A 24081-nucleotide genomic window follows, 5' to 3' on the forward strand; every position below is an offset into this window, starting at 1 on the left:
ACGGAGCCTTGATCCGTCACCGGCACAATCGTTCCACAAAAGCTTTCGGTGGAAACGGCCATGAAGATCGGCGGGAAACTTCTGGGCTTCGTGGCGGCCTGCAGCCTCACGACGCTGGTGGTCGCTGGCGTAAGCGTCGCGACGCTGCAACGCTTCGAGCAGGCGCTGACGCGCGTCGAGGACGCCTCGATCCGATCCCTCGATGCCGCCAACTTCAACCGCCTCGCCGCCGAGGTCACGATGGATTCGCGCGGCGTCTACGCCTCGGCGGACCGGACCGAGGCCGGGAAATACGCCGCCGGCATCCGCAAGGGTCTCGCCGCGATGGATGCCCTGCGGGCCGACTGGGCGCCCCGGGTGACCGATGCCGAGCGCCCGCTGTTCGACACCATGGCGCGGAACGCCGATGCCTTCCGGACCCTGCGGACCGCGCTGGCCACCGCCGGCGTGGAGACCGGCCCGCGCGCCGCCGCCGATCTCGGCTTCAACGAGGCCAACCAGTCCAACCGCAGGGCCTTCCAGGCGAGCATCGATGCCCTGGTCACCGGCGGTCGGGCCGAGATGGCGGCGATCAAGGCCGAGACGCGGGATCTCTTCCAGGCGCGCACGCTCCTCGTCTTCGGGCTCGCGCTCGCCGGAACGCTGCTGTGCTGCGGCCTCGGTCTCCTCGTCGGCCAGCGCCAGATCGCCCGGCCGTTGCGTGCGGTCTCTGCGGCGATCCAGCGCCTGTCCCGGGGCGATCTGACGCTTCCGGTCGTCAAGGCCGGCCGCGACGAGATCGGAGCGATCTGGGCGAGCATGGCGATCTTTGCCGGGACGATGCGGGAGGCCGAAAGCCTCCGGTTGGAGCGTGAGCGGAGTGGTGCAGAAGCGGCGACGCGCAAGCACGCCGAGATGGTCGCGCTCGCCGACCAGTTCGAGGGCAGCATCGGCGGCCTGGTTCATCACTTGGCCGGCGCCGCCACAGGCATGGAGCGGGCTGCGGCCACCATGGCGGGCAATGCCGAACGCACCGACAAGCAATCCCGAGCCGTGACCCGGGCCGCCGAAACCACCGCGCACAATGTCGAGGCGGTCGCCGCCGCCACCGAGGAACTTGCCGCCACCGCGAGCGAGATCGGCGTCCAGGTCTCGCAGACCTCCGAGGCCGCGGCCGGCGCCGTGGAGGCGGCCAAGCGGACCCGCGCGAGCGTCCAGGCGCTCGCCCGCAGCGCCGACGGCATCGGGCAGGTCGTGTCTCTGATCTCGACCATCGCGGGCCAGACCAACCTCCTCGCCCTCAACGCCACCATCGAGGCAGCGCGCGCCGGCGAGGCCGGGCGTGGCTTCGCGGTAGTTGCCACCGAGGTGAAGGCCCTGGCAAACCAGACGGCCCGGGCCACGGACGAGATCGCCGGGCAGATCGAGGCGATGCGGGCTGCGACTCACGCGGCCGTCGAAGCCATCGAGGAGATCGGCGGCACGATCGAGCAGGTCCACGGCATCGCGATCGGCGTCGCCGCAGCCGTGGAGCAGCAGCAGGTCGCCACCCAGGAGATCGCCCGCAGCATCGCCGAGGCGGCGAGCGGGACCCGCGCCGTGACCGAGACCATGTCGCTGGTGCTCGGTGCCGCCCATGAGACCGGCGCCAGCGCCGGCCAGGTCCTGGACGCCGCGGCCGACATCGCCCGCCGGTCGGACGGGCTGGGCGGCGAGGTCGCGGGCTTCGTCGCGCAGGTGCGGGCGGCCTGACGCGGGCGATGTTGCATCGCAGCGCGATGCCCCCTAGGGTCTGAGGCATTCGCAAGGACCCGGTGAAAGCCCGGGTGGCTCTTCCGGCCGCCGATCCGCCGGACCACGCATCCGAGACGCTCTCTCCTCCGCCTCCAAGTGCGGACGCGCGTCTCGTGCGGATTTTTTCATGCCACGCAACACATCCGGAACCGCCGGCCTTCTCGGGTCGTGGGTGTCCAATATCCGCGGCGACACCCTGTCGGGGATCGTCGTCGCTCTCGCGCTGATCCCGGAGGCGATCGGCTTCTCGGTCATCGCCGGGGTCGATCCCAAGGTCGGGCTCTACGCCTCGGTGGTCATCGCCTGCACGATCGCCTTCGCGGGCGGGCGCCCGGCCATGATCTCGGCCGCCACCGCCGCCACCGCGGTGGTGATGGTCGATCTCGTCCGCGAGCACGGCGTCCAATACCTGTTCGCCGCGACCATCCTGATGGGGCTGATCCAGATCCTGGCCGGCCTGCTCAAGCTCGGCCGGCTGATGCGGTTCGTGTCGCAATCGGTGATGACCGGGTTCGTCAACGCCCTGGCGATCCTGATCTTTCTGGCACAGATGCCCGAGCTCACGGGCGTCACGCCGGCGACCTACGGGCTGATCGCCCTCGGGCTCGCGATCATCTACGGGTTTCCCCGGATCACCCGGGCGGTGCCCTCGCCTCTCGTGGCGATCGCGGTGCTGACCGCGGTAACGGCGATCTTCCACCTCGACGTGCGTACCGTCTCGCATCTGGGCGCCCTGCCCTCGACGCTGCCGAGCTTCGCCCTGCCGAACGTGCCGCTCACCTTCGAGACCTTGCGGATCCTGCTGCCCTACGCGGCGACGCTGGCCGCAGTCGGCCTGCTGGAGAGCCTGCTCACCGCGCAGATCGTCGACGACATGACCGATACCGGCAGCGACAAGAACCGGGAATGCATGGGCCAGGGCGTCGCCAACATGGCCTCCGCCGTGTTCGGCGGCATGGGCGGCTGCGCGATGATCGGGCAATCGGTGATCAACGTCTCCTCGGGGGCGCGGGGCCGCCTGTCCACGCTGGTGGCCGGGGCGTTCCTGCTGCTGCTCCTGGTGGCGTTGCAGGACCTGCTGGCGGTCGTCCCGGTCGCGGCCCTGACCGCGGTGATGATCATGGTCTCGCTCAACACCTTCTCCTGGCGTTCGCTGGCGCAGCTGCGCACCAACCCGCTACCCTCCTCCGCGGTGATGCTGGCGACCGTCCTGGTCGTGGTCGCCACCAAGGATCTGGCGATGGGCGTCCTGGCCGTCGTGCTCCTGTCCGGCGTGTTTTTCGCCGGCAAGGTGTCGCGGCTCAGCCAGGTGACATCCGAACGCTCGGCCGATGGCCGGACCCGGACCTATCGGGTGACCGGCCAAGTGTTCTTCGCCTCGGCGGGCACGTTCTCCGAGGCGATCGACGTGCTGGAGCCGGTGGATCGCTTGGTCATCGACGTGCACGGCGCCCATTTCTGGGACATCTCGGCGGTGGCCGCCCTCGACCGCGTGGTCCTGAAGGCCCGGTCCCGCGGGCGGAACGTCGAGGTCGTCGGCCTGAACGCCGCGAGCGCGACCCTGGTCGAGCGCTTCGGCACGCACGACAAGGCCGGCGCCGCGCCGGCGCCGGCGGGACACTGAGGCGGCAGGACGCGCACCGCCGGCCGCGCTTCGCCTCTTGCGTCGCGCGCGCCGGGACCCCATTCCCGGCCTGGGCTCTTGGTTTCTTCGGGCCGGGAAAAACAGGATGGCACAGCGGTGACGACGTTCTCTCCGCGCGAGATCGTGTCCGAACTCGATCGCTTCATCGTCGGGCAGCACGACGCCAAGCGCGCCGTCGCGATCGCGCTCCGCAACCGCTGGCGGCGCCAGCAGCTGACCGGCCCGCTCCGTGAGGAAGTGGCCCCCAAGAACATCCTGATGATCGGGCCGACCGGCTGCGGCAAGACCGAGATCGCCCGGCGGCTGGCCCGTCTGGCCAACGCCCCGTTCCTGAAGATCGAGGCGACCAAGTTCACCGAGGTCGGCTATGTCGGCCGCGACGTCGAGCAGATCGTGCGCGACCTCGTGGAGGTGGCGATCGGCCTGACCCGGCAGGCCAAGCGCGAGACCGTGAAGGCCAAGGCCGAGGCGGCGGCCGAGAACCGGATCCTCGACGCCCTGGTCGGGCCGACCGCCAGCCAGGCGACCCGCGACAGCTTCCGGCGCAAGCTGCGCGACAGCGAGCTCGACGACAAGGAAGTCGAGCTGGAACTGGCCTCGGGTGCGCCCGCGGGCCTGCCGATGTTCGAGATCCCCGGCATGCCGGGCGCCTCCATGGGGGCGATCAATATCGGCGACGTGCTCGGCAAGGCGCTGGGCGGCCAGCGCGGCAAGCCGCGCCGGGTCCTGGTGCGCGACGCCTACGCGCCGCTGCTCGCCGAGGAATCCGACAAGCTGGTCGACGACGACGCCCTGATCCGCGAGGCGATCCGCGAGGTCGAGAACAACGGCATCGTCTTCCTCGACGAGATCGACAAGATCTGCACCCGCGAGGGCCGCTCCTCCGGCGACGTCTCCCGCGAGGGCGTCCAGCGCGACCTGCTGCCGCTGATCGAGGGGACGACGGTTGCGACCAAGCACGGCCCGGTGAAGACCGACCACGTGCTGTTCATCGCGTCCGGCGCCTTCCACGTCTCGAAGCCGTCCGATCTCCTGCCGGAACTTCAGGGCCGCCTGCCGATCCGGGTCGAGCTACAGCCGCTGACGGTAGACGATTTCCGCCAGATCCTGACCTCCACCGAGGCGAGCCTGCTCAAGCAGACGGTCGCGCTGATGCAGACCGAGGGCGTGACCCTCACCTTCACGGACGACGCCGTGGACGCGCTGGCCCGCGTCGCCGTCGAGGTGAATTCCTCCGTGGAAAATATCGGCGCCCGTCGGCTCCAGACCGTGCTGGAACGGGTGATCGACGAGATTTCGTTCACTGCTACCGACCGCTCCGGTGAAACGGTGCCGATCGACGCCGCCTATGTCCGGGCGCGGGTCGAGGATCTCGCGGCCAACGCGGATCTGAGCCGGTTCATCCTGTGAGCGTGCGCTGATCCCCCGAGGCCGATGCGTCGATTAGGCCGGACAATCGACGCATGATATGCGTCGATTGGTGTATATCTACGACCACCCCGACTGGCCTCGCTTCCGCTGGGACGAGACTGCGCTCCTCGCCCCGCTGGGCGCGGTTCGCTACCGGCAAGGCCGGCTGCTGGGCCGCATGGAAGCCCTCGGCTTCCATCTGCGCGAGGAAGCGATCCTCGACACCCTCACCCAAGACGCGGTCAAGACCAGCGAGATCGAGGGTGAGACCCTGACCCGCAACGAGGTCCGCTCGTCGCTGGCGCGGCGTCTCGGGATCGAGACCGCAGGCCTCGTTCCGAGCGGGCGGCAGGTCGACGGGATCGTCACGATGGTCCTGGACGCGACTCAACGTTTCGCCGAACCGCTGACCGTCGAACGTCTGTTCGGTTGGCACACGGCGCTGTTCCCGCACCGCGATATCGGGCGCCAGCCGATCACCATCGGAGCGTGGCGGACCGATGCGCTCGGACCGATGCGCGTCGTCTCCGGCCCCTGGGAGCGCGAGCGGGTGCACTTCCAGGCACCGCCTGCCGACCGGATCGCCGCGGAAATGGATCGCTTCCTGAGGTGGTTCGAGGACCCGGCCGATCCGGCCGACCCGGTCCTCAAGGCCGCGATTGCACATATCTGGTTCGTTACCATCCATCCGTTCGACGACGGCAACGGCCGCATCGGCCGGGCCATCGCCGACATGGCGCTGGCCCGGGCCGAGGGGACGGGACGGCGCTTCTACAGCATGTCCGCGCGGCTGCGGGTCGAGCGGAACGCTTATTACGAGACGCTCGAAGCGACCCAGAAGGGCGATCTCGAGATCACGGCGCGGCTGGCTTGGTTTCTCGGAATCCTTGACGCAGCCATCACCGATGCCGAGACCATGCTCACGGCGGTCCTGCGCAAGGAGCGGTTCTGGCGCGCTCTGGAAGCGCAGCCCGTGAACCCGCGCCAGCGCATGATGCTGGGCCGCCTCCTCGACGGATTCGAGGGCAAGCTCACGACGTCGAAATGGGCGCAGATCGCGAAGTGCTCGCACGATACCGCCCTTCGGGACATCGAAGAGCTGAGCGCGCGCGGGCTCCTGATGCGCGGCCCGGCGGGGGGACGCAGTACCAGCTACCGTCTGGTCGAGCCGCACGTCTGAGAGATCCGTGTCCGTGACGATCACCAAGCCGAGCCTCGGCGCCACACTTCTCCCGGTCGCCGCACTGGTTGGCGGCATGGTCTCGCTACAATACGGCGCGACCGTCGCGAAAAGCCTGTTCCCGGTCGTCGGCGCGGCCGGGACCTCGTCCCTGCGCGTGGGCTTCTCGGCGCTGATCCTGATCGCCGTCTGGCGGCCGTGGCGGCGCAGCCTGTCGCGGCGCGAAGCCGGGTGGATCGCGCTCTACGGCGTCACGCTGGGGCTGATGAACCTGCTGTTCTACCTGTCGATCGCGCGCCTGCCCCTTGGGCCTGCGGTTGCGATCGAGTTCGCCGGGCCGCTCTCCATCGCGCTGATCGCGTCGCGCCGCAGGGCGGATTTTCTCTGGATCGGCGTAGCGGTGGTGGGCCTCGGGCTACTCCTGCCGGTCGCGTCGACCAATGCGCTCGACCCGCTCGGCGTTGCCCTCGCCCTCGGGGCGGCCCTGGCCTGGGCGCTCTACATCCTGTTCGGGCAGCGGGCCGGCCGAATCGACGGCGGCCAGGCCGTGTCGTTGGGTATGCTGATGGCCGCCCTGGTGGTGGCGCCGTTCGGCTTCGCCGAGGCCGGCCCGGACCTGCTGGCGCCCGGGATCCTGGTTGCCGGGCTGACCGTGGCGCTGATGTCGAGCGCCCTGCCCTACTCGCTGGAGATGTTCGCGTTGCGGCGCCTCGACCGCAAGAGTTTCGGCGTGCTGATGAGCCTGGAGCCGGCGGTTGCGGCCTGCGCGGGCTTTGCCCTGCTCGGCGAGCGGCTCGGCGCCGTTCAATGGCTCGCGATCGGCTTGGTGATCGCCGCATCCGTGGGCATCACCGCCACGTCGCGCCGGGCTGTCCCGGAGGCCGCGCTCATCGAAGGCTGAGAGATTTTATTTGCCGGCCAGAACGCGCGAGGCGACGTTGATGTACTTGCGGCCTGCTTCCTGGGCGTGGAGGACGGCGTCGCCGAGATTCTCCTCGTCGCGGACGCTCGCCAGCTTGATCAGCATCGGCAGGTTGATGCCCGCCACCACCTCGACCGAGCCACCGTTCATACAGGAGAGGGCAAGATTCGAGGGCGTGCCGCCGAACATGTCGGTGAGCACCACCACACCGTCACCGGTGTTCACGCGACAGACCGCGGACATGATGTCCCGCCGTCGCAATTCCATATCGTCTTCCGGCCCGATCGTGATCGTCTCGATCTGATCCTGCGGGCCGACCACGTGCTCCAGAGCGGCCTTGAATTCGGTCGCCAATAGCCCGTGAGTGACGAGCACCATGCCAATCATCGACACGTGTTCCAACGTCCTCTGTCTGCCGCCATGTTGTGCAATGCACAGGTCCCAACAAGGCGATCGCGACGTTTTTGCTCGGACATTGCCGCGATCATGCCATGCGCGCTCCTTGGGCGCCATGGGGTCTCACCACCACGACGCGAATCAACGACCTGTGCGGCTGCGAAGTCACGGCCTCTGCTTCCGCAGTGCCGCACGAATCAGCAGCGGCGCCAGTCCGGCATTTCGTACGCCGCGGTCAAGGACCAGGCGGGGTATTCGAAGGTCCAATATTTCGGCGTCCGCCAGCGGCTCGGGCAGCCGGGGTGATTCTGCGACGAGATCGATCGCGAGGCGCACGATCGCCTCGGGGCGGATCGCAAGGCCGAGTTCTTGAACCGGCAGAATACCTTGTCCGTGGATCTCGACCTGCCCGACAAGGGCGTCGTGCGGCCGGGCCACCAGCGCGCCGGCGCGGCGCTCGCAGACGACCCGGTCGTCCGCGACGAAGGCCCCGTCGCTCTCGGCGGCGAGAAGCAGCGCCAGGCTCGACTTACCCGCGCCCGAGGGACCGCGAATCAGGACGCCGGACTCGCCTAAGGCGACGCAGGCGGCATGAAGGCTCGGCATCAGGCGTGAAGCTGCCGCGGCGCGGCGGGCAGACGGACGGTAAAGCGAGCGCCGCGCACCGTGGGTTCGCCGTCCTCGTCGGGCGCGCCCGGGCGGTTCTCGGCGCGGATCATGCCGCGATGGGCCTGGACGATCTGGCGGGAGATCGAGAGGCCGAGGCCCGAATTCTGGCCAAAGCCCTGCTCCGGCCGGTCGGTATAGAAGCGCTCGAAGATCCGTTCCAGGGCGTGCTCCGGGATGCCCGGCCCCTCGTCCTCGCAGACCAGCTCGACCTCGCCGCGGACCCGGCGCAGGGCGACTCGCACCTTGGCGTCGGTCGGCGAGAACGAGCGAGCATTGTCGAGGAGGTTGTTGACCACCTGACCCAGCCGGCTGTCATGGCCGATGACCGTGAACGGCGCGTCCTGGTCGGGGATCGGCTCGACATCGAGCTGGATCAGGCAATCCTTGGGACGCCGTCGCTCGTTCGCCACCGAAACGACTGTGGTGAGCAGCTTCTTGAGATCGACCCGACGCGCCTCGGCCCGGGCGAGCTCGGCATCGAGCCGCGAGGCATCGGCGATGTCGCTGATCAGCCGGTCGAGGCGCTTCACGTCGTGCTGGATGATCGCCATCAGCCGCCCGCGAGAATCATCGGACTTCGCCAGCGGCAGCGTCTCGACCGCGCTGCGCAGCGAGGTGAGCGGGTTTTTTAGTTCGTGACTGACATCGGCGGCAAAACTCTCGATGGCGTCGATGCGCCGGTAGAGCGCCTGGGTCATGTCCCGCAGCGCCCCGGAGAGGTGGCCGATCTCGTCGGTGCGCTGGGTGAAATCCGGGATCTCTTCCCGGGTCTTGATCCCCATCCGGACCTTTTCCGCGGCCTCGGCGAGACGGCGAACTGGGCCGGCGATGGCACCCGCCAGCAGCGCCGACAGCACCACCATCACGGCAGACGCCACGAGAAACACTTGGAGCAGGCCGAAGCGCTCGGAGGCGATCACCCGGTCGATCGCGTCGCCCTGCGTCGAGATCAGCAGCGCGCCGCGCACCGAACCAGCCCGATGGATCGGCACGGCTACCGACACGGTGGTCTCGCCCAGCGCGTTGCGGCGGACCAGGCTGCCGCGATTGCCGCTGAGCGCAGCCTGGACCTCGCGCAGCGAATGGCCGTTCACCGGGCCGGTCTCTTCGAGCTGCGTGGTGCGGCTGCCGAACAACCCGCTCAGCTTCGCCTGGACTGCCTGGAAGGCGGATTCGAGCATGCCGGCCTTGTGCGGCTTGGCGGCGATGGGGTCGCTGCGGCCGGCATCGCCGCGCTTGAACAAGGTCCGCGTGTCGAACAGCAACCCGCCTTCTTGGTCGTAGACCCGGGCGCGGTTGCCGGTGGGCGTCACCAGGCGCGACAGCAGCGGCGCCACCTTCTCGGGGTTGAGCGAGAAGGCGAGCGGCTGCGATTCTTCTTCCGCGGACTCGCCCGCCTGCTGCTGGAGCAGCTTGTCGGGGTCGATCTGGATCGTGTCGGTATCGACCGACGCGGAGGCCGCGATGGCGCCCGCGATGATCTCGCCCTGGATCGCCAGGCTCTGGATCCGGGCCTGGATCAGGCCCTGCCGGAACTGGTTCAGGTAGAGGAAGCCGACGAGCAGCGCGATCAACCCGACGAGGTTGAGCACGACGATGCGGCGCGTCAGGCTCGACGACGCGCGCTGGCCGATCGCGTCCCAGAGGGCGCGCGGCCAGGTCAGCGGTCGGGAGAGGAGCTGGGTGAACGAGGCGCGCGGTTGCACGTCCTCGGTTTGGGCGGGGGTACGGCCGGTCACGGAGCGGATCCTTGGATCACGCCTCCTTGAACCGGTAGCCGACGCCGTAGAGCGTCTCGATCATGTCGAAGCTCTGGTCGGTCACTTTGAACTTCTTGCGCAGGCGCTTGATGTGGCTGTCGATGGTGCGGTCGTCGACATAGACTTGGTCGTCATAGGCCGCATCCATCAGGGCGTTCCGGCTCTTCACGACGCCGGGGCGATGGGCGAGCGCCTGGAGGATCAGGAACTCCGTGACGGTGAGCGTCACCGGCTCGCCCTTCCAGGTACAGGTGTGGCGCTCGGGATCCATCATGAGCGAGCCGCGCTCCAGAGACCGGGCCGCGACCTCGGCCTCACCCCGCGGGGTGGACCCGGCCGGCTCCTTGGCGAAGCGCCGCAGCACCGCCTTGACCCGCTCGACCAGCAGGCGCTGCGAGAACGGTTTATGGATGAAATCGTCCGCGCCCATCTTGAGACCGAACAATTCGTCGATCTCCTCGTCCTTCGAGGTCAGAAAGATCACCGGAAGGTCCGATTTCTGCCGCAGGCGTCGGAGAAGCTCCATCCCGTCCATGCGCGGCATCTTGATGTCGAAGATCGCGAGGTCCGGCGGGGAGTGCCGCAGACCGTCGAGGGCGGAGGCGCCGTCGGTGTAGGTCTGGATGCGGTAGCCTTCGGTCTCAAGCGCGATCGACACGGAGGTGAGAATGTTCCGGTCGTCGTCGACGAGGGCGATGGTTGGCATGCGCGATCCCTGAATGAACGGGCTCAAGCGCGGTCCCGGCTGTTCGCGCGGGCCGCGCTTCACCCCGGCCCCCGAGGGGCAGGCGGACGTGCGAACCAGGCCGGTGTCGGCGCCGCCCGGTTCGCGCAACGGGACAGGTGCTTTAGTACGGTCGATCGGAAAAAGCGAGCGGCGGTCATAGCTTGGCCGTAAAGGCCGATCTGACGCGGGCCGCGGCGCTCGTGCGCCGGCTACGGCATCGCTACCATGGCGCGCGATTGTGGCGGCGGTTCGAAACGGGAGGGATTCGATGGCGGACGTGAGCACAGGTGCGTCGGAACAGCGCGAGCCGGCCCGCCCGCTTCCCGCAGCGGACGCGCCGTTCGACGCCATCGGGTTGTCCCGGATGCTGCTGCGGAGCATCCGCTCCGGCGCGCTGGCGACCCTCGACCAGGAGGGAACGCCGTTCGCCTCGCTGGTCACCATCGCCACCGACCAGGACGGCACGCCGCTGATGCTGTTGTCGCGGCTCTCGGCGCATACCCGAAACCTGCTGGCCGATCCGCGCTGCTCGCTTCTGTTCTCGCAGGGCGGCAAGGGCGATCCGCTGGCGCATCCGCGGCTCACCGTGGTCGGCGAGGCCGTCCAGACGAACGAGGCGCGGGCGCGGGAGCGGTTCCTGGCGCGCCATCCGAAGGCGAAGCTCTACGCCGACTTTCCGGATTTCGGGTTCTTCGCATTGTCTGCGAAGGCCGGCCACCTCAATGGCGGTTTCGCGAAGGCCGCGACGCTGACCCGCGAAGAACTGCTCCTCGACCTGACTGGGGCGGACGCCCTTGCGGCGGGCGAGCGCGGGGCGGTCGAGCACATGAACGCCGACCATGCCGATGCTCTGGCTCTCTACGCCGCCGCGGCCGGCGCCGAGGCCGGGCTGCCCTGGCGCCTGACCGGGCTCGACCCGGAGGGCATGGATCTGATGGCCGGCGAACGGACGGCGCGGGTCGTCTATCCGGAGCGGGTCACCGATATGGGCGCCCTGCGCAAAAGCCTGGTCGCCATGGCCGCGCAGGTGCGCGGGGGTGGTGGCGGTACGGCAGAAACGTAACGCGGGAGATCGCGCTCAGGCATGGCGAAGCATCGCCCGGTGCACCATATCCGCGCGATGAGCGACACACAGACAGACACCTATCCTTTCAGCCTCGATGTGCAGCCGGTCGGCGAGAGCGGGTCGATGTTCCAGTGGAGCATCCGCAAGCACGGCAAGCTGCATCAGCGCTCGGACCGGAAGCACCCGACCGAGTCGAAGGCGCGGACCCACGGCGAGGCCGAGATCGAGCGCCTGATCCGCGACCGCGGTCGCTGATCGCATCGGAAATCCGCCGGAACCGGCGGGACGTTGCCGACAGGCGGGGGCTGGATCGTTCCGGCTCCCGTCTCGTCGTTTGTTCCGGCTCGACCGCAGGGCGGTTGCCGGCGCGCTTGGCGCGTTCCCGCGGCGCTGCTATCTCGCGCGTGAGCCGATCCTACCGAACACGCCCTGACGTCAGACGGTGCGCGCCGTCGCGCGCCCGAACGGAATGCCGATGACAACCCCGATCGACAACATCCGCAACTTCTCGATCGTCGCGCATATCGACCACGGCAAGTCGACCCTGGCGGACCGGTTGATCCAGGCCACCGGCACCGTGGCCTTGCGCGACATGAGCGAGCAGATGCTCGACTCGATGGATATCGAGAAGGAGCGCGGCATCACCATCAAGGCGCAGACGGTGCGCCTGGAATACCGGGCCGAGGATGGCAAGGATTACATCCTCAACCTGATGGACACGCCCGGCCACGTGGACTTCGCCTACGAGGTGTCGCGGTCGCTGGCCGCCTGCGAGGGCTCCCTTCTGGTGGTGGACGCCTCCCAGGGCGTCGAGGCGCAGACGCTGGCCAACGTCTACCAGGCGCTCGACGCCAACCACGAGATCGTCCCGGTCCTCAACAAGGTCGACCTGCCGGCTGCCGAGCCCGAGCGCGTGAAGGAGCAGATCGAGGAGGTGATCGGCCTCGACGCCTCCAACGCCGTGCCGATCTCGGCCAAGACCGGCCTCAACATCGAGGCGGTGCTCGAGGCGATCGTGACCCGCCTGCCGCCGCCCAAGGGCGACCGGAGCGCGCCGTTGAAGGCCCTGCTGGTGGACAGCTGGTACGACGCCTATCTCGGCGTCGTCGTGCTGGTGCGCATCATCGACGGCGTGCTCAAGAAGGGCATGACCATCCGGATGATGGGCGCCGATGCGGTCCACGGCGTCGACCGCATCGGCGTGTTCCGCCCGAAGATGGCTGAGATCGGCGAACTCGGCCCCGGCGAAGTCGGCTTCTTCACCGGGTCGATCAAGGAGGTCGCCGACACTCGCGTCGGCGACACGATCACCGAGGATAAGCGCCAGACCACCTCGATGCTGCCGGGCTTTAAGGAAGTCCAGGCGGTGGTGTTCTGCGGCCTGTTCCCGGTTGACGCCGCCGAGTTCGAGAACCTGCGCGCGGCCATGGGCCGGCTCCGGCTCAACGACGCGTCGTTCTCCTACGAGATGGAGAGCTCGGCCGCGTTGGGCTTCGGCTTCCGCTGTGGCTTTTTGGGCCTGCTGCACCTGGAGATCATCCAGGAGCGGCTGGAGCGCGAGTTCAACCTCGACCTGATCTCCACCGCACCCTCGGTGGTCTACCGGCTGAAGATGCGCGACGGCACGCTCAAGGAGTTGCACAACCCGGCCGACATGCCGGACGTGATGAAGATCGAGCTGATCGAGGAGCCCTGGATCCGCGCCACGATCCTGACCCCCGACGAGTATCTCGGCGGCGTGCTCAAGCTCTGCCAGGACCGCCGCGGCGTCCAGATCGATCTCAACTACGTCGGCAAGCGCGCCATGGTGGTCTACGACCTGCCGTTGAACGAAGTGGTGTTCGATTTCTACGACCGTCTGAAATCGATCTCGAAGGGCTACGCCTCGTTCGACTACCACGTCTCCGACTACCGCGAGGGCGACCTCGTGAAGATGTCGCTGCTCGTCAACGCCGAGCCGGTGGACGCCCTGTCGATGCTGGTCCACCGCACCCGCGCCGAATCGCGCGGCCGGGCCATGTGCGAGAAGCTGAAGGACCTGATCCCCCGCCACCTGTTCCAGATTCCGGTCCAGGCGGCGATCGGCGGCAAGATCATCGCCCGCGAGACGATCAAGGCCCTGTCCAAGGACGTCACCGCCAAGTGCTACGGCGGCGACATCTCGCGCAAGCGCAAGCTGTTGGACAAGCAGAAGGAAGGCAAGAAGAAGATGCGCCAATTCGGGCGCGTGGAGATCCCGCAGGAGGCGTTCATTGCGGCGCTGAAGATGGACGATTGAAGCGTTGCATTCGTGATGCGTGCTTCCCTCCCTCACTTGTGGGGAGGGAGACACGGGGGGCTCGTCTCCGCGTTCGGACGTAACGACCGGTTTTAGAACTGAAAACGGCCGTTCCCGTCATTGCGAGCGGAGCGAAGCAACCCAGGGAAACGCCACGGTTTGCGATCGCGCGCTGCCCTGGGTTGCTTCGCTGCGCTCGCAATGACGGTGTGGAGCGCCGGAGAAGCTCCTACCCCGGCGGCAGCACGTCAATCTGGATACCGGCATAGTACGCCGCCAAGTTCGCGATGTCGGCATCCGACAGCTCCTTGGCGACCACGTTCATGATCTCGTTCTGCCGCTTGCCGTCGCGGTACTCGCTGAGCGCCTTCACCAGGTAGGGCTCGACCTGGCCGGCGAGGTTCGGCGCCTCCGGCAGCTTCGAGAGCCCGTCCATCCCGTGGCAGGTCTGGCAGGCGGTGGCCTTCTTGCGCCCGAGGGCGGCGTCGCCGGCCTGGGCCGAGAGCGGGACGAGGGTCGCGGCGAGAAGGAGAAGTGGGCGGATCATCGGCGGGGCTCGGAATGCGCGACACAACTCTCCTCCCCCTTGCGGGGAGGAGTTGGAGGTGGGGGTGGCGCAAGATGGAGCGGTGCGGTGCCATCTGCACCACCCCCACCCTCGATCCCTCCCCGCAAGGGGGAGGGAAGAGCGCCCTTATTTCTCGTAGGAGATCCGGTAGATCGCCCCGGCGGCATCGTCCGAGACCAGCAGGGAGCCGTCGAGCATCACCGCCACGTCCACCGGGCGGCCGAGATACTCGCCGTCGCCGGTCAGCCAGCCTTCCGCGAACGGCTTGACCGCGCCGAGCTTTCCGTCCGCCCCCATGGGGGCGAACATCAGCCGGGCGCCCACCGGCTCGGTGCGGTTCCAGGAGCCGTGCTCGGCGATGAAGATCCCGCCCTTGTACGAGGCCGGGAACTGCTTGCCGTTGTAGAAGGTCATGCCGAGATCGGCCGCGTGGGGCGGCAATTCGGCCACCGGAGCGACCGCGTCGGCGGGCGGGGTCTGGTCCTTGTACTCGACGGTGCGGATCGCGCCGCCGCCATACCAGGGGAAGCCAAAATTCTCGCCGGCCTTGATGGCGTGGTTCAGCTCGCCCGGCGGCTTGTCGTCACCCATGCCGTCGACTTGGTTGTCGGTGAACCAGAGCGATTTGTCGGTGGCGAAATCCATGCCCACCGAGTTGCGGATGCCGGTGGCGTAGACCTCGCGGTTCTTGCCGTCGGCATCGATCCGGATGATGCCGCCGATGCCGGCCTTCCGGTACAGGTCCATCTTCTCGGCCGGCGGCACGTTGTAGGGCTGGCCGAGCGCGATGTAGGTCTTGCCGTCGGCCCCGACCCGGCAGACCCGGGCGGTGTGGTTGAAGCTCTCTTCCGCGGCCGGAATGAGCGCGCCCTCCTTCACGAGAATGCCGGCGGCGACATCCGGATTCTCATAAAAAAACTCGGCGGCCGGGAAGGCGAGGACCCGATTCTGCTCGACGACGGTGAGCACGCCGTCCTTCGAGAAGCAGACGCCGTTGGGGATCTTGAAGGTGATGCCCGGCGCGAAGGCGCGGACCTCGTCGGCGACCCGGTCCTTGTCGCGGTCGGTGACCGTGTAGACCTTGGTCTTGCGGGTGCCGACGAACAGCACGCCGGCATTCGGGCCGACCGCGATGGCGCGGGCATCCGGCACCACGGCGTAGAGATCGATCTTGAAGCCCTCGGGCAGCTTGATCTTGCCGAGTGTCTTGCGGATCGCATCGGCGCGGCGGCCGCTTTGCGGGATCTCGGGGGCGGCCTGGGTGTCGGTGCTGCGCATGCCCTGGAGCTTCTCCAGGTCGTCGGCCTTGGACTTGGTCTCGGCCGGCGCCGCGCCCTGCGCGAGGGCCGGCACGGCGATGGCGGGCATGGCGACACCCGCCCAGAGCGCAGCGATGATCAGCGATCGCATCGTCGAAAAATCCTCCCGGCCGCCCTTGGGTTCGGGCGGTTCCGGATCGGACATAGACGACCCGAGCGGGCGGGCAAGTTGCGGCGGTGACGCGCGTCCGCACCTGTCGCGTGTCAGGCGACCTTGCGCGGGACGAGCCGCTCGCTGCCCAGCGCGGCCTGGGCGCCGGACACGCCGGACTCGGTGTATTCCGCGTCCTCGTTGACCTGCCAGACGTCGTGCCGGCGCCGGCCGCAGAGGATGTTTTCCACGGTCAGCATCGCGGTCATCATCGCGTGGTCCTGGTTGTTGTACTTGTGCATGCCGTTGCGGCCGACGAGGTGCAGGCTCGGGAAATCCCGCTCCAACTCCCGCCGCACGGTGACGACGTGGCCGGCATAATCCTCGTCGTAGACCGGATAGGCCTTGGGCTGCCGGACCACGCAGGCATCGACCACGTCGGCCGGGTCGATCAGGCCGATCTGGCCGATCTCGCGCTTGGCCAGAGCCACCAGCTCGTCGTCCGAGGCGGTCCAGAGCCCGTCGCCCTCGAAGCAGAAATATTCGAGGCCGAGGCAGGTGTGATCTTCGTCCGGCACCATCTCGGGCGACCAGGAACGGAAGTTCTGCACCCGCCCGACCTGCACCGACGGATCGTGGATGTAGATCCAGTTATCCGGGAAATTCTTGTGGGATTTTGCGATGAGCGCGACGGTGAGGAAGTCGCGGTACTTGAGGGACCGTGCGTTGAAGGTGCTGAGCGGGCGCGGGCGGATCGAATCCACCATTTCTCGCACCGGCGCGGACGAGATCACGTGCCGGGCCGTGAAGGTCTCGCGGCTGCCGTCGGCGCTGCGGGCCGCCACCGTCCAGATGCCGGTGCCGGAATCATAGCTGAGGGAATCGACGCCGCGGTCGAGGATCACGCGCCCGCCCTGCGCCTGGATCTTGGCGGCGGCCGCCTCCCACATCATGCCGGGGCCGCGGCGGGGATAGCGGAACGACTCGATCAGCGTCTTGATCACCGGGCCGCCGGCCTTCGGCGCCTTGCGCAGGCCGAGCGAGCGCTTGAGGCCGTCGCGGATCGCCGAGCCGAGATCGAGACCCTTGATGCGCTGGGCCGCCCAATCCGCCGAGATCGCGTCGCAGGACATACCCCACACCTTCTCGGTGTAGGTCTTGAAGAAGATCGAGAACAGGCGCTCGCCGAACTGGTTGCGCACCCAGGCGTGGAAGTTTTTCGGGTCGCGCACCGGCTTCATGCGGGCATACAGGTAGGACGCGACGCAGGCCGCGCTGGTGAAGACACCCAGATTGCGCAGCGCCTCGAAGGCCTTAAGCGGATAGGCGTAGTACTTGCCGCGATAGTAGATCCGCGACAGCCGTGGCCGCTCGATGAAATCGTTGGGCAGGATCTCGTCCCAGAGATCGACCACCGCCTTGGACTTCGAGAAGAACCGGTGGCCGCCGATATCGAACAGGTAGCCGTTATGCGAGACGGTGCGCGAGATCCCGCCGACCTGCGCCGGATCCCGCTCCAGAACAGTGACCGACCGCCCCTGCTTCGACAGCAGGTAAGCGGCCGTGAGACCGGCCGGCCCCGCGCCGATCACCAGCGTCTCGGTGTGGTGGCTCATCCCCTGCTCCGGCTGCCGTCGCGGCCGGATCCCGACCGGCTCGCGCGGAGATTGCGGTCGGATGGTTAAGGAACCGCCTTACGGTCGATTGACCGGCCATTAAGCCGGTGCGCGCACCCTTCATCCCGCGCCGGATCGCGGCGCGTCCGGGAACCCGCAACGATGCCGCCCGCGGCCGCCGCCTCGCCGGCACGGATCGACACCCGCGCCTTCCTGTGGCTGCTCGTCGTCCTGTCGCTCGCGACGATGCACGCGCCGCAGGACATCTGGGACACGATCCGGCACCTGCGCGTGCCCGATACCGACGACGCCATGCGGCTGGTCGAAGTGCGCGACCTCCTGGCCGGCCAGGGCTGGTACGACAACACCCAATATCGCTTCCTCGCGCCCGAGGGCGTCGCGAGCCACTGGTCACGCCTCGTGGACGCGCCGATCACGGGGCTGATCTGGGCCCTGACGCCGCTGGCCGGCCGGTCGCTCGCCGAGGGGCTGATTGCCGCCTTCTGGCCGATGCTGCTGTTCGGGCTGTTCTGCGCCCTGCTCTATCGCGGTGTGCGGCAGAGTTTCGGGGATCGCGCGGCGATCCTGGCGGTGCTGGCGGCGACGCAGACCTTTGGCATCGCCATCCAGTTCCAGCCGGGCCGGGTCGATCATCACAACGTGCAGATCCTGGCGATGCTGGGCCTCGCCCTCTGCCTGATCAGCGGCGGCTTTCGCGCCGGCCTCATCGGCGGTGGACTGGCGGCGCTGTCGCTGGCGGTGGGCCTCGAAGGACTGCCCTATCTGGCGCTCGCCGCCCTCTACCTTGCCGGCGACTGGTGCTGGCGCGGACGCCCCGCCCTCCCCTGCCTCGCGGGCTTCGGGCTGGGCCTCGGGCTCGGAGCGCCGCTCCTGTTCGCTGCGCAGACGGCCCCTGCCCTCTGGACCGCGACGCATTGTGACGCCCTCTCGCCGCCCTGGCTGTGGCTGGCCGCCGGCGGCCTCGGCTTCGCGTTGGCGGCGGCCGCGCTCGGGCGCCGTCTTGCAACGCCCGGATCACGCATCGCCCTGGCTGCCCTCTGTGGCGTCCTCCTGATCGGCGGCTTCGCCCGCGCCTTCCCGGTCTGCCTGGACGGGCCATTTCCGGGCATGCCGGCCCTGGTCCGGGACCATTGGCTGCTCACCGTCAACGAGATGGCCTCGCTGCCGAAATCCATCGCCCAGGGGCGCTGGGAGATGCTGATCTTCTATCCGGTGATCCTGCTCGCAACGCTGGCGGCAACGTGGATGGCTTGGCGCGGCACGCAGCGACGGGCCTGGTCGGTGACGGCTTTGTTCCTGTGGCCCGGTCTGATCCTCGGCATCTTCCAGTTCCGCGGGCTCTACATCGCCTCTGGCTTCGTGCCGCTGGTGGCGGGGCCGGTGATCGACCGCGCGCTGACGTTCGCCGCCGCACCCGGAGCCGGCCTTCGCCGCTGGGGTGCTCTCGCTCTCGGCGGCTGCCTGATCAGCACGCTCTGGCTGGCAACGGCGGGGCTGGGCGAATGGCTCGCCCCGGCCTCGCGGACGGCCCCCGATCCGGCCGGCGCCCTCGCGTGCCAGGGCGACGCCGCCGTGCGTCCCCTGGCGGCGCTTCCGGCCGGAACCGTGCTGGCGCCGATCTTCTTGGGGCCGTCGATCCTGCTGCGCACGCCGCACACGATCGTGGCCGCGCCCTATCACCGGGCGATCCCGGGGCTCACCGCGGCGATCGAGGGCCTGGGCGGAACGCAAGCGGATCTCGACCGGATGCTCGATGCCTTCCGGGTCCGCTACCTGGTGGCTTGCCCGTCCCGGCCCGCCGACGACCTCCAGGCCGAGCCGGCTTTCGCGACCCGGCTCGCCCGCGGCGAAGTTCACACCGACCGGCTGGAGCCCGTGGCGCTGCCCGGCCCCCTGGAGGTCTGGCGCGTGGTGCGGTGAGTTTTCAGAGCAGCCGGCGGTCCAGCCGGATGATCCGGCACGGGTCGCCCGCCTTCGCGGCCGGCTCGTGCGGCGCGCGGATCAGCAGCGCTTCCGCGCGTCCGAGCACCGCCAACATCGAGGAATCCTGGCGCTGCTCGGGCGACGCCACCGGCAGCCGACCGGGCTCGATCGCGAGGCTCGCGCGCATGTAGTCGGCACGGCCGTCATTGGCCGGCAGGTCGCGGCCGAGGGTGGCCGGTTCGCTCCGGTCGGCGCCGGCCTGGGGATCGCCCTGGAGCGCCCGGATCGCCGGCACCACGAACAGCAGCCCGCAAACGATCGACGAGACCGGATTCCCCGGCAGGCCGATCACCTGCATGGCGCCGAGGCGCCCCTGCATCAGCGGCTTGCCCGGCCGGAGCGCCACCCGCCAGAAGCCGAGTTCCAGCCCCTCCTTGGCGAGCGCCGCCTGCACGAGGTCGTGGTCGCCGACCGAGGCGCCGCCCAGCGTCACCAGCAGGTCGGCCCGGGCCTCGCGGGCGCGGCGGAAGGCGTCTTCCAAAGCGCCGTGATCGTCCGCAACGATGCCGAGATCGATGATCTCTGCGCCCGCCTCGGCGGATAGTGCGGCCAGCGCCAGGCTGTTCGAGGCGACGATCTGGTCCCAGGCCGGCGCGGCGCCGGGCTCCACCAGCTCGTCGCCGGTGGCGAGGATCGCCACGCGCGGCCGGCGCCGGACCGACAGGCGCGGATGCCCGGCCGCCGCCGCCAGCGCCAGGCGGCGCGCGTCGAGAGTCATGCCCGCGACCAGCAGAGTCTCACCGGCGGTGAAGTCGAGCCCGGCCCGACGGATGAAGCGATTTTTTTCGACTCCCTCCATAACCCGGACGGTCTCGCCTTCGGCTTCCGCGTCCTCCTGGATCAGGATCGCGTCGGCGCCCTCCGGCACCGGCGCGCCGGTGAAGATCCGCACCGCCTCACCAGGGCCGATGTGGCCGGAGAAGCCGTGCCCAGCCGCGCTGGTCCCGATCAGCCGCAGGCTCGCGCCGACAGCAGACGCGTCGGCGAAGCGTACCGCGTAGCCATCCATGGCGGAGGCCGGAAACGGCGGCTGCGTGCGGGCGGCAGCGACATCGGCCGCGAGCGTCCGACCGGCAGCTTGAGCCAGGGGAACGGTTTCGGCCTCGACCGGACCTGGCACGCTCGCCAGGACCCGCGCCAGCGCCTCGGCGACCGGGATCAGGCCGCTCATGCCTCGGGCGCCCGGTAGGCGCCGGAGCGGCCGCCATCCTTGGCGACGAGCCGGATGCCCTCAATCCGCATGCCGCGATCCACCGCCTTCACCATGTCGTAGACCGTCAGGCACGCCACCGAGACGGCGGTCAGCGCCTCCATCTCGACGCCGGTCGGCCCCTGGACCCGCACCTCGGCGGCGATGCGCAGTCCCGGCAGCGCCGCGTCCAACTCGCACTCCACCCGCACCTTCGAGAGCAGCAGCGGGTGGCAGAGCGGGATCAGCTCGTGGGTGCGCTTGGCCGCCATGATCCCGGCGAGCCGGGCGGTGCCGATCACGTCGCCCTTCTTGGCGTCGCCCTCGCGGATCAGCGCCAGGGTCTCGGGCCGCATCACCACGCTGCCCTCGGCCCGGGCGGTCCGGTCGGTGGCGGGCTTGTCGGTGACGTCGACCATGTTGGCCGCGCCGCTAGTATCGAGATGGGTGAGCGTCGAACCGGGCTCCATGCTCAGCCCTTCTTCTTGGCCTTGCCGGCCTCGCCGAACAGCAGCGCCCGAGTCGCCTCGGTCACGTCCGCCTGGCGCATCAGGCTCTCGCCGACCAGGACCACGCCGAGGCCGTGCTGCCGGAGCCGCTCGACATCGGCATGGCCGCCGATGCCGCTCTCGGCCACGGCGATCCGGTCCTTCGGGATGCCCGGGCCGAGACGGATCGCGGTGTCGAACGAGACCTCGAAGGTCTTGAGGTTGCGGTTGTTGATCCCGATCAGGGCGGTGCCGAGCGGCAGCGCCCGCGCCAGCTCGGCCTCGTCATGCACCTCGACCAGCACGTCCATGTCGAGTTCGTGCGCGGTGGCGACCAGGGCCTCGGCCTCGTCGTCGTCGAGGCAGGCCATGATGACGAGGATGCAATCGGCGCCCCAGGCCCGCGCCTCGTAGACCTGATAGGGCTCGAACAAGAAGTCCTTGCGCAGGACCGGCAGCCCGCAGGCCGCCCGCGCCTCGGTGAGGTATTCCGGGCGCCCTTGGAACGAGGGCTCGTCGGTGAGAACCGAGAGGCAGGTGGCCCCGCCCGCCTCGTAGGCGGCCGCCAGCATAGCCGGCGCGAAATCTTCCCGGATCAGGCCCTTCGACGGCGAGGCCTTCTTCACCTCGGCGATCAGGGCCGGCCGCCCGGCGGCGAGATGGGTCCGGATCGCCGCCGCGAAACCGCGCACCGGCTCGGCCTGGGCGGCGCGCCGCTCCAGCTTCGCCAGCGGCACCCGCAGCTTCGCCTCGGCGATCTCGCGGCGCTTGTAGGCCTCGATCCGCGCCAGCACGTTGGGCCGCTCGGGGGGTGCCTCGGCGGCCCCCGCTTGGGGCACCGGATCCTGCGTGAGCGTGCTCATCGGCACTCCTGCCCGTTCGAGCGTTCGTTCGAGGCCCGGACCAGGCGGGCGAGGGTTTTTCGCGCCGCCCCGGAATCGACGGCATCCTGCGCCCGCGCGAGCCCCTCCGCCAGGGTCGACGACGCCCCCGCGACGACGAGGGCCGCGCCTGCATTGAGAACGGCGATGTCCCGGTAGGCGTTGCGTGCACCCGCCAGGACGGCTTCGAGCGCCCGGGCATTGTCGGCGGGATCGCCGCCGCGCAGGTCTTCCGGCGCGCGCAGCGTCAGGCCGAGTTCCTGCGGATCGATGGTGAACCGGGACAAACGGCCGTCCTCGAGAGCGACCACGCGGGTCGGCCCGGTGACGGTGATCTCGTCGAGGCCGTCGGAGCCGTGGACGGTCCAGACCCGGCGGCTGCCGAGTTCCGCCAGCACTTTCGTCAGCGGCTCGGCCAGCGCCTCCTGCGCGACGCCGAACAGCTGGTAGGCGACGCCGGCCGGATTACAGAGCGGTCCCAGCAGGTTGAAGATCGTCCGCACCGGCAATTCGGAGCGCACCGCCGCGACATGGCGCATGGCGCCGTGATGGGCCTGTGCGAACAGGAAGCATAGATTGGCCTCGGAGAGGCACCGCGCCTGCCCCTCGGCATCGAGCCCGAGCTTCACGCCGAGCGCCGCCAGCACGTCGGCGGCGCCGGAGCGCGAGGTCGCGGCGCGGTTGCCGTGCTTGGCCACCGGCACGCCGCTGGCCGCGACCAGGATGGCGGCGAGCGTCGAGACGTTGACGCTGCCGGAATGATCGCCGCCGGTGCCGACCACGTCGACGGCGTTGTCCGGCGCCGCGATCCGGGTCATGCGGGCGCGCATCGCCTCGGCCGCGCCGACGATCTCCTCGACGGTCTCGCCGCGCACCTTGAGCGCGGCCAGGAAGGCGCCGGCCTGGACGGGGGTGACCTCGCCCGACAACAGGTCGTCGAAGGCCGCGCGCGCCTCGGCGCGGTCGAGGGCCAGGCCCCCGGCGACCTTGGCGAGATGGGGTCTGAAGCTGTCCATGCGCTCTGTCGGAAGGCCGCCCCGGCCGTCCGGCGTCAATGCACGTCGGGGCGGCCTCTGTCACGCGCCGCGTTCCAGGCGGCGGCGAGATCCAGAAAATTCTTCACGATCTCCGTGCCGTGCTGAGACCGGATGCTCTCGGGATGGAACTGCACCCCGTGCAGGGGCCGCTCCGCGTGCTCCACGCCCATGATCAGGCCGTCGGCTTCCGCCGTGACCCGCAGGGTCTCCGGGCAGCTGGCGCGGTCGATGATCAGCGAATGGTAGCGCGTCGCCTCGAAGCTGTCGTTCAGGCCGCGGAACAGACCGCTGGCGCCGTGCCGGATGGTCGAGACCTTGCCGTGGAGCGGCAGCGGCGCCCGGATCACGTCGCCGCCGAACGCCTGCCCGATCGCCTGCAGGCCGAGGCAGACCCCGAAGATCGGGATGTCTTCGGAGAGTTCGCGCACCACGTCGAGGCAGATGCCGGCTTCGTTCGGCGTGCAGGGGCCGGGCGAGAGCACGATCGCGTCCGGCGCCTTGGCGCGGATGTCAGCCACCGTCAGCGCATCGTTGCGGGCGACCTCGATGGCGCCGCAGAGCGGGCCGATCAGGTGCACGAGATTCCACGTGAAGGAATCGTAGTTGTCGATGACGAGGACGTTGGGCATCGCGGCGGCACGCTCGGGCATGAGGGCGATGTGACGGCTCGGGGCGGAACGGTCAACCGTGCGCGACGCGCGGGGCGTCGTTCCAACCTGAGACCTCATCCTGAGGTGCCCGCGTCAGCGGGCCTCGAAGGAGGGCTCCAGGAATCGCGGTGCCGGCTGGAGGGCTCCTTCGAGGCCTCCGCTGCGCTTCGGTACCTTGTATTAGCGAATCATGTCAGATTGCCCCTGTCCCGCGAGGGATGCCGGCTCTGGGGTGGCCACCCCAGAGCCGGCGGCGACTGTCGGATCGTTGGCTACTACACGCCCGGGGTGGGCGAGCGGACGCCGATCTACACCCTCGGCTTCGATCTCTACGAGAACGGGGTCAGCGGCGCGCTCAAGCTCGATTACGGCGAGTTCGCCATCCTGGGCGACATGACGGCCCTCGACATCG

Annotated in this window: 21 protein-coding genes, 1 pseudogene and 1 other annotated feature; of the genes and pseudogenes, 10 read left to right on the forward strand and 12 right to left on the reverse strand. The window is 69.2% G+C overall.

Annotation, left to right across the window (positions count from 1 at the left end; translation table 11 throughout):
- The first annotated feature begins 60 nt into the window (after nt 1–60).
- The 5 genes from MKL20_RS15480 to MKL20_RS15500 all read left to right on the forward strand — a co-directional run bounded on the left by MKL20_RS15480 (nt 61) and on the right by MKL20_RS15500 (nt 6909).
- Entirely contained in the window at nt 61–1731 is a 1671-nt protein-coding gene (locus MKL20_RS15480; RefSeq protein WP_244037412.1) for a methyl-accepting chemotaxis protein, read from the forward strand.
- A gap of 52 nt (nt 1732–1783) precedes the next feature.
- Nucleotides 1784–1839, forward strand: a sequence feature (sul1 is cis-regulatory element that is thought to sense ions involved in sulfur or methionine metabolism; They are found in Alphaproteobacteria).
- 61 nt (nt 1840–1900) lie between these two features.
- Nucleotides 1901–3397 carry a SulP family inorganic anion transporter gene (locus MKL20_RS15485; RefSeq protein ID WP_244037413.1) on the forward strand — a complete coding sequence of 499 codons (1497 nt, stop codon included), beginning with the start codon at nt 1901–1903 and terminating at the stop codon, nt 3395–3397.
- 117 nt (nt 3398–3514) lie between these two features.
- Nucleotides 3515–4828 carry an ATP-dependent protease ATPase subunit HslU gene (hslU, locus tag MKL20_RS15490; RefSeq protein ID WP_244037414.1) on the forward strand — a complete coding sequence of 438 codons (1314 nt, stop codon included), beginning with the start codon at nt 3515–3517 and terminating at the stop codon, nt 4826–4828.
- Nucleotides 4829–4886: 58 nt separating this feature from the next.
- Nucleotides 4887–6008 carry a Fic family protein gene (locus MKL20_RS15495; RefSeq protein ID WP_313902725.1) on the forward strand — a complete coding sequence of 374 codons (1122 nt, stop codon included), beginning with the start codon at nt 4887–4889 and terminating at the stop codon, nt 6006–6008.
- A gap of 76 nt (nt 6009–6084) precedes the next feature.
- Nucleotides 6085–6909 carry an EamA family transporter gene (locus MKL20_RS15500; protein ID WP_244037429.1) on the forward strand — a complete coding sequence of 275 codons (825 nt, stop codon included), beginning with the start codon at nt 6085–6087 and terminating at the stop codon, nt 6907–6909.
- A 6-nt stretch (nt 6910–6915) separates the two neighbouring features.
- Here MKL20_RS15500 and MKL20_RS15505 read toward each other — a convergent pair whose 3' ends face one another.
- The 4 genes from MKL20_RS15505 to MKL20_RS15520 form a co-directional block, all read right to left on the reverse strand.
- Nucleotides 6916–7317, reverse strand: coding sequence for a PTS sugar transporter subunit IIA (locus MKL20_RS15505; RefSeq protein WP_007561549.1), 402 nt, complete (start codon nt 7315–7317; stop codon nt 6916–6918).
- A 174-nt stretch (nt 7318–7491) separates the two neighbouring features.
- The gene (locus MKL20_RS15510) at nt 7492–7932 is read right to left on the reverse strand and encodes an HPr kinase/phosphorylase (protein WP_244037415.1); all 441 of its coding nucleotides are present in this window, start codon (nt 7930–7932) and stop codon (nt 7492–7494) included.
- Entirely contained in the window at nt 7932–9701 is a 1770-nt protein-coding gene (locus MKL20_RS15515) for a sensor histidine kinase (protein WP_244037430.1), read from the reverse strand. Before MKL20_RS15515 ends, MKL20_RS15510 begins: the two co-directional genes overlap by 1 nt.
- A 49-nt stretch (nt 9702–9750) precedes the next feature.
- Entirely contained in the window at nt 9751–10461 is a 711-nt protein-coding gene (locus tag MKL20_RS15520; RefSeq protein ID WP_092043734.1) for a response regulator transcription factor, read from the reverse strand.
- 289 nt (nt 10462–10750) lie between these two features.
- On the opposite strand from MKL20_RS15520, the gene MKL20_RS15525 reads away from it, so the two are divergent.
- The 3 genes from MKL20_RS15525 (at nt 10751) to lepA (ending at nt 13826) form a co-directional block, all read left to right on the forward strand.
- The gene (locus MKL20_RS15525) at nt 10751–11545 is read left to right on the forward strand and encodes a HugZ family protein (protein WP_244037416.1); all 795 of its coding nucleotides are present in this window, start codon (nt 10751–10753) and stop codon (nt 11543–11545) included.
- Nucleotides 11546–11566: 21 nt separating this feature from the next.
- Nucleotides 11567–11803, forward strand: a complete 237-nt coding sequence (locus MKL20_RS15530) for a hypothetical protein (RefSeq protein ID WP_243966352.1) — start codon at nt 11567–11569, stop codon at nt 11801–11803.
- A gap of 220 nt (nt 11804–12023) precedes the next feature.
- Nucleotides 12024–13826, forward strand: a complete 1803-nt coding sequence (lepA, locus tag MKL20_RS15535) for a translation elongation factor 4 (protein WP_147853555.1) — start codon at nt 12024–12026, stop codon at nt 13824–13826.
- A gap of 229 nt (nt 13827–14055) precedes the next feature.
- Here lepA and MKL20_RS15540 read toward each other — a convergent pair whose 3' ends face one another.
- From MKL20_RS15540 to MKL20_RS15550, 3 genes are all read right to left on the reverse strand, one after another.
- Entirely contained in the window at nt 14056–14373 is a 318-nt protein-coding gene (locus MKL20_RS15540) for a c-type cytochrome (protein ID WP_244037417.1), read from the reverse strand.
- Between the two features lie 147 nt (nt 14374–14520).
- Nucleotides 14521–15804, reverse strand: coding sequence for a PQQ-dependent sugar dehydrogenase (locus MKL20_RS15545; protein ID WP_244037418.1), 1284 nt, complete (start codon nt 15802–15804; stop codon nt 14521–14523).
- A gap of 113 nt (nt 15805–15917) precedes the next feature.
- A complete protein-coding gene (locus MKL20_RS15550) occupies nt 15918–17420 on the reverse strand; it encodes an NAD(P)/FAD-dependent oxidoreductase (protein ID WP_244037419.1) in 1503 nt (500 codons plus the stop codon).
- A 162-nt stretch (nt 17421–17582) separates the two neighbouring features.
- Here MKL20_RS15550 and MKL20_RS15555 point away from each other — a divergent pair, with 162 nt between their 5' ends.
- Complete coding sequence (locus tag MKL20_RS15555) at nt 17583–19361, forward strand: hypothetical protein (RefSeq protein ID WP_244037420.1); 1779 nt, start codon at nt 17583–17585, stop codon at nt 19359–19361.
- Nucleotides 19362–19365: 4 nt separating this feature from the next.
- On the opposite strand, the gene glp is transcribed toward MKL20_RS15555, so the two are convergent.
- The 5 genes from glp to MKL20_RS15580 are packed head-to-tail and all read right to left on the reverse strand — an operon-like array spanning nt 19366 to nt 23648.
- Nucleotides 19366–20595, reverse strand: coding sequence for a gephyrin-like molybdotransferase Glp (glp, locus tag MKL20_RS15560; RefSeq protein WP_244037421.1), 1230 nt, complete (start codon nt 20593–20595; stop codon nt 19366–19368).
- Nucleotides 20592–21083 (reverse strand): cyclic pyranopterin monophosphate synthase MoaC, encoded by a 492-nt coding sequence (gene moaC, locus MKL20_RS15565; protein ID WP_092043725.1) that lies wholly within the window; start codon nt 21081–21083, stop codon nt 20592–20594. Before moaC ends, glp begins: the two co-directional genes overlap by 4 nt.
- A gap of 2 nt (nt 21084–21085) precedes the next feature.
- The gene (gene trpC / locus MKL20_RS15570) at nt 21086–21964 is read right to left on the reverse strand and encodes an indole-3-glycerol phosphate synthase TrpC (protein ID WP_244037422.1); all 879 of its coding nucleotides are present in this window, start codon (nt 21962–21964) and stop codon (nt 21086–21088) included.
- Nucleotides 21961–22998 carry an anthranilate phosphoribosyltransferase gene (trpD, locus tag MKL20_RS15575; protein ID WP_244037423.1) on the reverse strand — a complete coding sequence of 346 codons (1038 nt, stop codon included), beginning with the start codon at nt 22996–22998 and terminating at the stop codon, nt 21961–21963. The genes trpC and trpD overlap by 4 nt, the downstream gene beginning before the upstream one ends.
- 35 nt (nt 22999–23033) lie before the next feature.
- Entirely contained in the window at nt 23034–23648 is a 615-nt protein-coding gene (locus MKL20_RS15580; RefSeq protein WP_244037431.1) for an anthranilate synthase component II, read from the reverse strand.
- Nucleotides 23649–23936: 288 nt separating this feature from the next.
- Between MKL20_RS15580 and MKL20_RS15585 the strand changes: the two are divergent.
- Nucleotides 23937–24081, forward strand: a pseudogene (locus tag MKL20_RS15585) (EipB family protein); the annotation flags it as partial.

Origin of the sequence: Methylobacterium sp. E-066 (assembly GCF_022829635.1) — a bacterium.
Lineage (GTDB): Bacteria > Pseudomonadota > Alphaproteobacteria > Rhizobiales > Beijerinckiaceae > Methylobacterium.